The following is an 11,813-nucleotide window of genomic DNA, read 5'->3' as shown; positions in this document are numbered from 1 at the left end:
ATTCACCCCACACCCACTACGCGAGAAATGAGGCTCCCCGGTGAGCACGCAGAGTAGTGCCCCGCCGGACGCTGAGATCCAGCGTCGACGGCACTTGGACGCCATGGCGGCAGCCGAGTCGGTGATCAGGACCAGCCCGGTCCTGCCGGTCACCGTCTCGGTGACCTGCCTCGACCCGGCGCACCCGCGCGTGTCCGTGCAGCATGAGTCGGCGGCCGGCGTCGAAGCGCTGGCGCACGTGCTCGGCGAGTCGACCACCACTACACCGTTCCGGCGCGACGACCCGCGTCCGTTCGTATCGGTGTCCTTCGGCATCGACGAGGTTCCGGTCCAAGCCTGGGCACTGCTCGATGTTCCGGCGGATGCGGTCGGCACAGGCGGTGCGGCGTGAGGGACATGAACGCCGACTCCGGAGAGCGGGCCGGACGTCTTGCGGGGCGGGGCCGGATGCCTCCCGCTGTCCTGGCCGCATCGCTGCATGCTGCACCCCTGTCGGCGGCCGAGCTTGTAATGATCTCGCAGGAGAGCCACGACGCGGTGATGCCGGGCGCCCGCTACCGCACCGCTCGCACACGAGCCCTGGCCCGTATGAAGGCGCGCCGCGCCACCCGAAAAGGTGCGGCGTGATGGCGAACGTTTCCGAGACGAAGCGCCGCCAGCGGTTGGCCCAGGCAGTCGCCGCGCAGCCCGGTGAGTGGACCACGTGCCGCGTGATGCGCCTCTACCGTGCCGCCGGCGTACCCCTCCCGATGACGCGTACCGCGCGCCGTGACCTGGCAAGCCTCCACCGTGACGGTCTCCTCACCCTGCACGAGAAGCCCGGCCGCCGCTACTACACCCGTAAGGACGGTGTCCGATGAAGTGCAGTGAACCGCTTCCGGTCAGCAGGGTGTTGTCGTTCACCCGCATGACCTTCCACGACACCCCATACCACCGCTGCCACGGCTCTATCACCTGGTGTCCGTGGCCGTCCGGCAGAGGCGTGCCCCGCGACTGCGTGGCCACCCCCATGCCTCACCGGAAGCAGGCGGTTGCCCGTGGCTGACGACCGCCTCGTAAAGATCACCGCTCGGAAGGCCGTTGCCGGTCCCCATGCGTGCGGCACGTGCCGCACCCGGGCCTGTGGCGGCATGACGGTCGAACACGACGAGTGTGCTGCACGCGCCACCCTCCTCGAAGCCCCGGAGCAGCCCGACTACGAGGATCTGGTGGACCTCGCCGATGCAGAGAGGGCGGCACTTCCCGCTCGCTTCCACACACCCACATTCGACAACCTCGGCAAGCCCAACATGTGGCTCTGCCGAGTCTGCTGGGGCGACGGATGGGTCACCCAGTGGCCCTGCGCCACCGCGCTGAAGCATGGAGATCAGGTATTCACCCCGGAACATCTCTCCGTACAGGAGCAGTGCGAACAGGCTGACCGTCTGCTGCGGGCCCGCTCCATCCCCATCGAGCTGGAGAACGAGAATGCGCGACTGGCGGCCGAACTGGAAAAGTACGTCGGCAAGGAGCCGACGCTGGCCGAGGAGACTGCTCACCTGAGCAACTGCCTCGACGCCGTGCACTGCGACAAGGCCCGCCAGACGTCACGACGCCGGGAGCAGTCGTTGCCCGAACCGGAGTGGGGATCGGCAGTCGAGCACGCCGCTAGCGGAGAACGCCCCGCCGATCCTGACGACATCCGACGCCGCATCTACATCGACGGCACCGGCCATGCCTGGCTTGATCAGCCCCTCGACGATGACAGAACCCACTGGATCGCGCCGCTCGCCGGCGCCATGCCCGCCGAAGCAGAACCAGCAGCGGCGGTCCGCGCCCGCACCGGCACCCTCCGCGAGATAGGGAGGATCAGATGACGACCACCCTACCGGTCCAGCTGGAGGTCATCTTCCAGTCCCTCCAGTGCAGTACGGCCACTGTCGAGGACGAGTTTCCCGCCCCGCGCGTCACAGTCGATGAGACCACCGGTGGCCAGGCAGTTCCGGGAGCGAAGTCATGACGCGCCGGCTGGACACGCCTCGCGATGCGGTCACCGAGTGGCAGTTGCTCGGGGCCTGCCAGCCAGAGGACACGGAATTGTTCTACCCGGTCGGGTACACCGCTCCCGCCATGGCTCAGGCCGCCGAGGCGAAAGCGGTCTGCCGCCGCTGTCCGGTGATGGCCATCTGTCAGGACTGGGCGCTCGCCACCGGCGAGGAGTGGGGCATATGGGGCGGCCTTTCCGAGGACGAGCGTAGCAACATCCGCCGCCACTGGGATCTGCTGGAACGGACGGGCCGATGACCCGGGCCGCGGTTCTCGCCGCGTTTCCCGGTGCACTGTTCGCCGCCCTGATCGACCGCGTCGTAAGACCAACCCCCGTGGCGCCCCTACGCGCCGCCCACCGCCGCGCTGCGGCCGCAGTCGGCACTGCGGTATTCGAGGAGATCCCGCCCGGCACCCGGTGGCTCGTCTGCACCATGACCACCTGCGCCCACCTGACCACCGGCCATGCGCCGGACGGCGACGGCTGCCGCTGCACCCGCTGCGGCACGATCGAAGGAGCCTGACGCATGCCCTACACCACCCATGTCACCGGCGAGTTCACCATCAATCCGCCGCTATCCTGGTGCGAATTCAGAAACAGCCCCTTCAGCCCGTACCCTCCGACGGGAGACAACCGGATCGAACTCGTCCTCCGCGTCGAGGAGGAGACCATCGAGACCGACGACGGACCGCTCCTCCGCCGGACGGCGCCCGCTCTCGCCATGAGTGAGGTCGACGAGTACCGGGCTCACGGCCTACTGGAAGTCGTGCAGCGCGCCGTTGACGCCTTCCCCGGCCACACGTTCACCGGCCGCCTGGACTGCGAGGGCGAGAAGAAGGCCGACCTGTGGCGTGTCGTCGTCCGCAACGGCCGCGCCCTGAAGGTCACCCCGCGCATCGTCTGGCCCGAGGACGGTGCCGAGTAGCCGCCCTGACCGACGTTACCCCCACCGTCCCCCGGCGGCCGGCGCAACGTCTCGCGGCGGCCGCGGCTGCGCGGCGACGACCGCGAGGTCGGGAGATGTTCAGCCCTTCAGATGACGTGCCGCTCGGGCAGGACGCCGTGAATGCTGTGACGTGCCGCCTCTCGCGCATACCGGACGGCAGCAGACCCGGAGATGGGGCCCGGTCTTGTTCACCGAGCCAGGAGAGGCCCGGCCCCGCGAGTGCCGACGGCCTCACGTACCAGCTCGGCTGTCCCGGCGACGACGACCGTTACCGGCCGGGAGCCCCTGATCGGCCTCTCGTCGTGCGCAGCCCCGGCTCCGAAGTCCACGTCTCGGACGCGTCCCGCGAGTAGGACATCAGCGAGGCGCAGCCTTGCGCGAGGGGCGAGCCGGTGCACCGCCGGTAGCCGAGGGTTCGTCCTCTTCACGGAACCGGCCAGCTCTCCGACGTCACGGGAGCGTCGGTCCGCTGCGCACGTGACCGGAACCGGCCCCAAACAACACCACCATGAACGCCATTCCCGATCAGGTTCGGTTCACCCCGTACAGCCCGGACCGGATTTCCGCCTCGGCACACCGTCCGGCCCCGGAGGCCCGTCGAACCCATCCCGGTGCCCACACGTGACCAGAAGCCGCACAGGGTATGGCGAGCGGAAATGAAGCGCACGTTGAGCGTGCCGGACTGGCACAGGCTGGCCCAGTGCACCCCGGCCTCCAGACTGAAGTCCAGTCGGGGAAGCGGCCGGTGGACCACCGAGAAACACGAGCCTGATCGGCGAAGCCGATTCGGGACTCGGAATGACAGAGCATCCGATCAGCGCAGCTGATCCGGATGGTGACATGACAGATAACTGAGCAACTCAACTCACCCCATCCAACTGCGTGCGCATCGACGACGTTGATCCGTACGCTGGGCCGTACCCAAGGAGAATCCACCATGCCGAACCCGAGCAGCACCGCATCCCTCATTGGCCGCGCGGCGCACGACCCGAAGGTCTTCCCGAACAAGGACGGCTCCAAGAAGGTCATGCTCACCGTCTTCGTCGAGCGTGGCTACACCGACGCCCAGGGCAACCGCAACTCCGACGCCCTGCCGCTTGAGGCCTTCGTCCGCGCCCAGACCACGGACATCGGCCCCTTCAGGCATGTGCACAAGGGCGACTTGGTGGCCCTCAGCTACGAGCCGCGCATGAACGAGTACCTCAAGAACGGTAAGAAGGTCTTCGAACTCAAGCTGGAGATCCAGAACATCTCCTTCCTGGAGTCGCGCGCAACGACCCAGGCCCGGCTGACCAAGCGCGTGACCGAGGCAGAGGTCCGGAATCAGAACCTGCAGGCCCGGAGCATGCCCGTCGCGGCTGCCGCTCCGGCCGTCGCGTACGCCAGCGCCGTGCAGGACGAACAGTTCCCCTTTCAGGGGCAGGCCGCCTGACGGCCTATAGAACTCCACCCCTCCCGGCGGGCCCGGCCGAGCTCACATAAGTCGACCTTCAGGACTGGTTGTGTTGTGGTCCTGAAGGTCGACTCTGTCGTGCTGGGACATGCGGGTGCTGACGCAGCCGAGCGGACCTCGCTTCTGCCCCGGCCACCGGGGCGCAGGCGACTGGCGGACCGGCGGAGCGCACCCGGGAATGAAGACGTGCGGCTGCTGGGCCGCCCGGCGCGAGCTGTGCTGCGGCTCCTGCCCGTTGCGGCCTGGTCTGACCAGGCCAGATGCCCCTCTGAACAGTGGGCACCACCACATCGGGCCATCGAGCTCGACGGCGAGAGCCCACGTGCTCTCCAGGCCGGTGACGCTGTCGAGCAGCGTACCGGCCCGCCTTCGAGCCGGTCGGCGCCCCTGTGAGCCATGCCCGCCCCGCTCACCGCCACCGTGATGCGACACGGACAAGGAGATTGCGACGGACGCCTTCCCGTCCGCCAACGCCATGACCACCATGCAGGAGACGAACCGATGCCCCCCGAACCCATGCCGTTGGGCGCCGTCTTGCAAGCCCTGTTCGGCAAGTATCCGGCAGACGGAGCGGACTCCGGCGATGAACACCGCGCCGTCAGCCAGCAATCCGGCCAGGCCCCATCGCTGACCGGCCTCGCCCCGAACGAGGACGCCGTCTGCCGCAACAGCCACGCGGACGGGAACGGCCAATGCGCGCACTGCAACGGCCGGTCCACCGACAGCCGCGACACCCACGAACAGGGATAGTCTCCATGATCCCGCCCGACGACCCACACGTTCCCCGCCCCCCCCGCGCCCGGCGCCGCGCCAGGCTCCTCAAAGGGCAGGGTCTGCACCTGCTGAACGCCGGTTACCTCAGCTTCATCGTCTTCGGCATAGCCGCACTGACGCTTACGGGCTGGGTGCACAGAGCCGGCGCGTGGGTCCTACTGCCCACGATCGTGCCCGTGGCGTTCGTCATCATCGGATCGGCAGTCCAGAGCCGAGACGAACAGGCTGACTGACAGTCAGGCAGAGCAGGCGTCCGTCAATTCATTTTTCGCGGGACGCCCTCACACTTCTCACCGCCGGCGCCACCCCTCCAGCCCGCTCCTTGCGATGCCTCCGACGCAGGCGGGATCACCACCACCGGTCGCCGCACCTGCACGGTGCAGGTCAGGCACGGCCTGTTGAGGCATCGAGGCCAAGCCAGCCCCGTCTGGTCGCCGACTCCGAATACCGGGGACCGCGGCCGTCGTCATCGCACCCGACACCGACCCAAGATCTGTTCCATCCCCGGGACCCCATCGGAACCGCCCCTGCCTGCAGGAGGCTCTCCCGACCCCGGCACCATTCACCCAATTTTTCACCCGAACAGGAGGCCATGTTGAGCACCACCACCTCGACCGTCCCCGCCCACCGCCCCCACCGACGGCCCGTAGACACCGAGATCGCCGCCCTTGATCTGGGCAGCGTCGGAGGCGTCCGCGATGCCATCGGCCTCTTCGCCCGCAAGATGCTGAAGGCCGCCGGGATCAGGCACGACCGCGACCAGCGCACCCACGCCGCGACCGTCCAGGCCCTCAACGCGCTGTTGCTGGACATGCTCAACACCCGCTGCCCCGTCTGCCGGGGCGAGGGAACGTCAGGCCACGCCACATGCCCCAACACCGCCGCCCACGGCTCGTAAACCCGCCCCCCGGCCGACCTCGACTGTTCATGAATGACCAGCACAGCTGATCCGGGGGATCGGCGGCAGGCCCGGCACCGACTTCTGCACGGAGCGGTTCGAATCCGCAGTGCGCCGGTGGGTGCACCGGGCAGACCGACCGCGGAACAGGTTCGATTCCTGAGCGCCGCAGCTGATCCCCGCGGCGCGTTCCTGGAGATCTCTGCGGCTGCGGCTTCCCCAGCACCCCGGTGTGCTCTGCCTTCGGGCGGCAGCTGCGCCGGGGCGCTGGTTTTTTCCTTCTCCGTGGCCCGCCCTGCTCGTCCCCTGACGGCAGTGAGCACAAGGGATCAGCGGAGCTGATCCGGATCCGGCGTTGAAGAACATCCTCGTCACGTCAGGAGCCGAGTCATGAACTGTCCGAACTGCGTCGACGACATGGAGTCGAACACCTACGACGTCCGCACCAGCGAGAAGGTCAAGAGGATCACGCACACGTGCTCCAAGTGCGGCTACAGCGAGACACGCTGAGCGGCCGTCCCTTCCCTTCGATGCCGCGCGGGCTGCCTGCCGGGCAGGGGCCTGCTCCGACGACTGCCAGCAGTGCGGAGCCGACCACCAGCAGTGGGAGGCATACCCGCCTGGAACAAGGCGCTTCATACCCCCGGGCGCCCTCCGGCCAGACCCCGAGCCCGCTTTCGACCTGCGACAGAGACCAGGAGAACCAGGAACATGACCAAGAAATGCCCGCAGTGCAACACCAACAACGACATCGCCGCCGACCTCTGCATGGCATGCGAGCAGAAACTTCCTCGTTCACGTGTGCGTGGCACTCGCATCTCCCGCGTGCGGCGCGGCCGCGGCTTCAAGGGCTAACGCGGCGGGGTCTCAAGACGATCCCGCACCGCCACCGGGGCGCGCCGGAACCGTCCGCCCCTTCAACAACCCGGACATCGTGCACCTAGCCGAGGCGAAGGGGCTGCGCCCCGTCTGGGGCCGCCGCATCATCCTCAACACGGTCGGCCCACTCGGCGCGTTCGGCTCCCCCGTCATTGGCCTTTCGACCGTCGACCGGCTCCCGCCGTCGACCACCACACCAGATCGGGAGAACGATCGTGACCACCTTCAGCCCGCACGCCCACACCCACACCGAGGACAAGTCCGGCCCCGATGCGGCGCATCAGGTGAGCCGGTCAACCGGCCGTCGGCTGGGGCGGGCGGGCATCCGCGACGTGGCCGCCGCGGCCGGCGTCTCCATCACGACCGTCTCCGACGCGCTCAACGGCAAGGGCCGGCTACCGGACGCGACCCGCCGCCACGTCCGCGAGGTCGCCGATCGGCTGGGCTACCGCCCTTCCGCGGCGGCCCGCACGCTCCGTACCGGCAAGTCCGGCCTCATCGGCCTGACCGTGACCACGTACGGGAATGAACCTTTCACCTTCACCGAATTCGCCTACTTCGCCGAGATGGCCAGGGCCGCCACCTCCGCCGCTTTAGCGCGCGGCTACGCCCTCGTCATCCTCCCCGCCACCTCCCGCCACGACGTGTGGTCCAACGTCGCGCTCGACGGCACCGTCGTCGTCGACCCCTCCGACCACGACCCCGTCGTCTCCGAACTCGTCCACCACGGCATCCCCGTCGTCTCCGACGGCCGCCCCGCGGGCGCGCTGCCCGTGACCGCCTGGGTCGACAACGACCACGAGGCCGCCGTCCTCGACATCCTCGACCACCTCGCCGCCGCCGGCGCCCGCCGCATCGGCCTGCTCACCGGCACCACCACCGACACGTACACCCGCCTGTCCACCACCGCCTATCTGCACTGGTGCGAGCGGGTCGGCCAGGACCCGGTGTACGAGGAGTACCCCGCCCACGACCCGTGCGCGGGCGCCGTGGCCGCCGACCGGCTGCTCGCCCGCCCCGACCGGCCCGACGCCGTCTACGGGCTCTTCGACCCCAACGGCACCGACCTGCTCGCCGCCGCCCGCCGTTACGGGCTGCGGGTCCCCGACGACCTGCTCCTGGTGTGCTGTAGCGAATCCATGGTCTACGCCACCACCGAGCCGCCCATCACCACGCTCTCCCTCAAACCCCGCCGCATCGGCACCGCGGTGGTCCAGCTCCTCATCGACGCCATCGAGGGGCTCGACACGGGACGCCCGGTGGAACAGGTCATACCAACCGAACTGATCGTGCGCACGTCGTCACAGCGCCGACCGCCGCACACCACGGTCAGCCCGCCACAGAGGCCATCGGCGGTCTGAACTATCAGCACGGCTGGTCCAGGGGACCGAGGGCAGACCCGGCACCGACTTCTGTACGGATCGGTTCGAATCCGCAGTGCGCCGGCTGCTCCTCGGCGTACGTCAGTGGGCACACCGTGCAGACCGGCCGCGGAACAGGTTCGATTCCTGAGCGCCACAGCCGATCCCTGCGGCGCGTCCCTGGAGATCTCCGCGGCTCCGGCTTCCCCGACACCCCGGTGTGCGCTGACTTCGGGCAGCGGCTGCGCCGGGGTGCTGTGTTTTGTGTCTTTCCTTCTCCGTGGCTCGCCCTGCTCGTCCCGTGACGGCAGTGAGCACAAGGGATTCCACTTGAAAACGTCATGCAGCTCGGCGGCCAGCGCGTCTCTGCCGTACACGGCCTCACCGCACCGTGCACCCGGCACCGCCCGCTGGCAGCGCCGCCTTCCCGCCAGCCCGCCTACCGGCCGGGAAGGTGCGGTGGCTGCCCGCGAGTGGTGCCAACCAGCCGCCCCGGCACTTCGTCATCGCTGGCCTGGGCCTTCGGGACCACCGCCGTGCGCAACTACCCCGTACCCAGGAACAGCGGCCCCACTTCGCCATCCTCCTGTTCCACCGTCACGTCGCGACCAATCGTGGCCTGTTCACCGAATCAAGGAAGGTCCCTCCCGTGCCGCTGCCGTCCTGGATGCAGTCCCATCTGCATAACGCTCAGCCGCCCCGGTACTCGTTCGAATCGTTCGCCAACGAGGTGGCCCGCCTGCTAGGTCTGCCCCCGGCGCTGCGCACCGGGGACTGCGAACTCAGTTCCGAGACCGGTCACGTCCGGCTGTCATGGAAGCCGGACGCGGACGGGGCGGCCCTCGTGCTGCACCGTCCACGCAGAACGACGCGCGAGTGCCTGGTCATCAAGGTGTCGTGGCATCACTGCGACCCGGCCGACATCGCAGCCATAGCACGAGCCTACGAGCGCCGTGGGCGCATCCAGTCCATCCGATCCCTGATGACCCGGATGCAACGCCGCAAATGACACCCGACGCCGTGGGGCGGCTCCGCCGATGGCGGAGGATCAGGCACACAGTCCGTGAGGACGATCAAGCCACTGTGGCGTGTCCCTGGGGATCCCCGCGGCCCCGGCCTCCCCAGCACCCCGGCGCAACCACTGCCCGCAGACAGCAACTGCGCCGGGGCGCTGCGTGTGTTCCTTCTTCGTGGCTCGCCCTGCTCGTCCAGTGAAGACAGCGGGCACAAGGGATCAGCGGAGCTGATCCGGATCCGGTGTTGAAGAACATCCTCGTCAGATCAGGAGCCGAGCTATGGACCGCCGGAACAGCGCCCGCGACACGGAGCCGGACGCCCACGACGCTCGCGTCAGCAAGAGAACGAAAAGGTCACGCGCATGTTCTCCGAGTGCAGTTGCAGCAAAACACGCTGACCAGCGGCTGCTCCTTCCCTTCGACCACAACTCCGACGGTCCTTGCCACCCGGCACACTCTCTTACACCGAAAGGTTCACCATCATGACCACTCCCGACACGCCCGGCATCGTCACCCTGACCAAGGAGGAAGGCGCCGCCGACCTCGATGGCGTGACGAAGATGGGTATCGGTGTCTCCTGGGACACCACCACCGGCGGCAGCGGTGGTGTGCTCGGTGTGCTGCGCAAGGCCCGCGGCACCGACCTGGACGCGTTCGCCATCCTCATGAGCGGCAACGACCCGGTCCGCTTCGCCGGCCTGGACGTGACCGACCCGCTCCAGAACGGCGCTGTGACCTCCACCGGAGACAATCAGACGGGACGCGGGGACGGCGACGACGAACTGATCGAGGTCACCTTCGACAAGATCCCGGCGCACGTCACCAGCATCGTGTTCGTCTGCGCCGCCTACAAGAAGGGAAGCGACTTCAAGAAGGCCGCGAACGTCTCCTGCAAGGTTTACGACAGCACCGGCGGTGCCACCCAGCAAGTCGCCGATATCTGGCCCTCGCTGCTCGGCAACGGGAACGCCATTGCCGTGGCGAAGGCGTTCCGGGTCGGGGCTGGGTGGAAGCTGGAGGTCATCAACGAACGAGGCACGGTCAAGCAGGGGGACCAGGACAGTCTGCTGCGCTTCGCAGTGAACAAGTAGCACCACCAGCTATACCCGGAGCCCCGCGCCCTCGACGCCGAAGGCGCGGGGCTCCTTCGTGCCACCTGCACCCCGGACAGACAGGAGACTCGGCAGCTCAGCCCTCGGCCTTTCGAGCGCTGGAGTCGGGCTAGCACGCGCTCTTCGCACCTTCATCGGCATCCACCGCTAACTCAGGGCGGTCCCACGAACCAAGTGGAGAGCACCATACCGAACACCCTCGGGGTACTGGGCACCCTTGCCGTCTACACCCCCATGCCCGGGCTGCTCGACCATCACGGAGCCGGTCGCCGCTTGCGGGGTGTGCCGGTCACTGCCATACGGCGCACTCACCCAACCAGCGGCCGCACCGGCCCGACCCCCGCCGGACACGGCGCAATGACGAAGGAGTCCACCTCATGAACTGGGCCGATCTGGTGGAAGCCCTGCTGGTCGCAGGTCTCGTCCTGCCTCTGCTGATCAGGATCTTCGGCCTGATCCCTGTCACCGCGTTCCTTGCGTTCCAGACCACGGCGCTCGCCCTGATGACGATCCGGTCCTTCCTGCAAGGCGATGCCCAGGGCACCGCCTGGTGCGCCTCCCTGACAGTCTTCCTCCTGCTGAAGCTGCGGTCCCGGTCACGACGGCACAAGACCCCAGTCACGGACCGGACGGCCGGCAAAGGCCAGAGCCAGGACCGTGACCGCGGTACGGATCAGGTCTATGTCATCACCACCGTGAAGAAGCCCTGACGCCCTGCCCGCGTACCGACTGCCGCGCCGGGCCCGGCCACCATGGGCGCCCGTTGCCCCGCACCCCGACATGGCGCACTCACCGGGCCGGGGATCGGTGATGTCCACCCACTCTTCCGGCCCGCCCCGAGCAACCGCCCGGAAATGCAAGCGTCTTCCAGGAGCCGTACGTGACCACGACCCTCGGCGAATGGCGGGCCTACGCCCGCGCCGCCCAGGAGACCGACCGGCAGGTCCACCGCCTGTACCGCCTGGCCTACCGAGTAGCGCCCCTCGGCCGCATCCTGACCGATCCCGATGCGACCGCCGACGACATCGCCTACGCCACCATCCGCATCCCCCGCGCTCTCGCGGCCGCTTCCCGGCTCCTCACCCGTCCAGGAGTCGCCGAGCACCCGGAAACCCCCTACGCACGCAGCTTCCTGGCCACCGCCGAACGTGCTCTGACCGCCCACAGCAGCCAACTGCTCAAGACCGCCGGCACGGCCCGAGCAGCGGCTGCCACCGCCTCCGCGGACAACGACGACCTGCGGTGCGTCCTGTTCAGCGACATCGAGGACCGGTGCCGCTATCTCGTCGCCGCCGCCCACCGCGGCTGGAGCCGCCACGAACAAGCGGCCGGCGAGGCCGTCCTGGAC

Annotated in this window: 17 protein-coding genes and 1 pseudogene; all 18 read left to right on the top strand. The window is 68.6% G+C overall.

The features are described 5' to 3' along the window. The first annotated feature begins 40 nt into the window (after positions 1-40). Complete coding sequence (locus ACFU99_RS16745) at positions 41-391, top strand: hypothetical protein (RefSeq protein WP_384392022.1); 351 nt, start codon at positions 41-43, stop codon at positions 389-391. Then, positions 388-627: a hypothetical protein gene (locus ACFU99_RS16740; RefSeq protein WP_384392019.1), complete on the top strand. Its 240-nt coding sequence runs from the start codon at positions 388-390 to the stop codon at positions 625-627. The genes ACFU99_RS16745 and ACFU99_RS16740 overlap by 4 nt, the downstream gene beginning before the upstream one ends. Then, complete coding sequence (locus ACFU99_RS16735) at positions 627-860, top strand: hypothetical protein (protein ID WP_384392017.1); 234 nt, start codon at positions 627-629, stop codon at positions 858-860. The genes ACFU99_RS16740 and ACFU99_RS16735 overlap by 1 nt, the downstream gene beginning before the upstream one ends. 177 nt (positions 861-1,037) lie before the next feature. Continuing rightward, entirely contained in the window at positions 1,038-1,856 is an 819-nt protein-coding gene (locus ACFU99_RS16730) for a hypothetical protein (protein WP_384392015.1), read from the top strand. Further along, positions 1,853-1,999 carry a hypothetical protein gene (locus tag ACFU99_RS16725; protein ID WP_384392013.1) on the top strand — a complete coding sequence of 49 codons (147 nt, stop codon included), beginning with the start codon at positions 1,853-1,855 and terminating at the stop codon, positions 1,997-1,999. The genes ACFU99_RS16730 and ACFU99_RS16725 overlap by 4 nt, the downstream gene beginning before the upstream one ends. Next, positions 1,996-2,283 (top strand): WhiB family transcriptional regulator, encoded by a 288-nt coding sequence (locus ACFU99_RS16720; RefSeq protein WP_384392010.1) that lies wholly within the window; start codon positions 1,996-1,998, stop codon positions 2,281-2,283. The genes ACFU99_RS16725 and ACFU99_RS16720 overlap by 4 nt, the downstream gene beginning before the upstream one ends. Beyond that, positions 2,280-2,549, top strand: a complete 270-nt coding sequence (locus ACFU99_RS16715) for a hypothetical protein (protein WP_384392007.1) — start codon at positions 2,280-2,282, stop codon at positions 2,547-2,549. Before ACFU99_RS16720 ends, ACFU99_RS16715 begins: the two co-directional genes overlap by 4 nt. 3 nt (positions 2,550-2,552) lie before the next feature. Further along, a complete protein-coding gene (locus tag ACFU99_RS16710) occupies positions 2,553-2,951 on the top strand; it encodes a DUF6205 family protein (protein WP_384392004.1) in 399 nt (132 codons plus the stop codon). 958 nt (positions 2,952-3,909) lie between these two features. Continuing rightward, positions 3,910-4,404, top strand: coding sequence for a single-stranded DNA-binding protein (locus ACFU99_RS16705; RefSeq protein WP_384392001.1), 495 nt, complete (start codon positions 3,910-3,912; stop codon positions 4,402-4,404). 522 nt (positions 4,405-4,926) lie between these two features. Next, the gene (locus ACFU99_RS16700; RefSeq protein WP_384391999.1) at positions 4,927-5,175 is read left to right on the top strand and encodes a hypothetical protein; all 249 of its coding nucleotides are present in this window, start codon (positions 4,927-4,929) and stop codon (positions 5,173-5,175) included. A gap of 5 nt (positions 5,176-5,180) precedes the next feature. Next, positions 5,181-5,432 carry a hypothetical protein gene (locus ACFU99_RS16695; protein ID WP_384391995.1) on the top strand — a complete coding sequence of 84 codons (252 nt, stop codon included), beginning with the start codon at positions 5,181-5,183 and terminating at the stop codon, positions 5,430-5,432. Positions 5,433-5,794: 362 nt separating this feature from the next. Beyond that, positions 5,795-6,097 carry a hypothetical protein gene (locus ACFU99_RS16690; RefSeq protein ID WP_384391993.1) on the top strand — a complete coding sequence of 101 codons (303 nt, stop codon included), beginning with the start codon at positions 5,795-5,797 and terminating at the stop codon, positions 6,095-6,097. A gap of 711 nt (positions 6,098-6,808) precedes the next feature. Continuing rightward, complete coding sequence (locus ACFU99_RS16685) at positions 6,809-6,952, top strand: hypothetical protein (RefSeq protein ID WP_384391990.1); 144 nt, start codon at positions 6,809-6,811, stop codon at positions 6,950-6,952. Positions 6,953-7,260: 308 nt separating this feature from the next. After that, complete coding sequence (locus tag ACFU99_RS16680) at positions 7,261-8,337, top strand: LacI family DNA-binding transcriptional regulator (RefSeq protein ID WP_384392028.1); 1,077 nt, start codon at positions 7,261-7,263, stop codon at positions 8,335-8,337. Positions 8,338-8,986: 649 nt separating this feature from the next. Further along, positions 8,987-9,346 carry a hypothetical protein gene (locus ACFU99_RS16675; protein ID WP_384391987.1) on the top strand — a complete coding sequence of 120 codons (360 nt, stop codon included), beginning with the start codon at positions 8,987-8,989 and terminating at the stop codon, positions 9,344-9,346. 513 nt (positions 9,347-9,859) lie between these two features. Further along, entirely contained in the window at positions 9,860-10,444 is a 585-nt protein-coding gene (locus ACFU99_RS16670; protein ID WP_384392025.1) for a TerD family protein, read from the top strand. Positions 10,445-10,842: 398 nt separating this feature from the next. Beyond that, positions 10,843-11,175, top strand: a complete 333-nt coding sequence (locus ACFU99_RS16665; protein WP_384391983.1) for a hypothetical protein — start codon at positions 10,843-10,845, stop codon at positions 11,173-11,175. A 170-nt stretch (positions 11,176-11,345) separates the two neighbouring features. Then, a pseudogene (locus tag ACFU99_RS16660) lies at positions 11,346-11,813 on the top strand (hypothetical protein); the annotation flags it as partial.

The sequence above is a fragment of the Streptomyces sp. NPDC057654 genome (assembly GCF_042800135.1).
GTDB lineage: Bacteria > Actinomycetota > Actinomycetes > Streptomycetales > Streptomycetaceae > Streptomyces.
The sequence above is the reverse complement of the archived record's forward strand: the minus strand, read 5'-3'. Positions and strand labels throughout refer to the sequence as shown.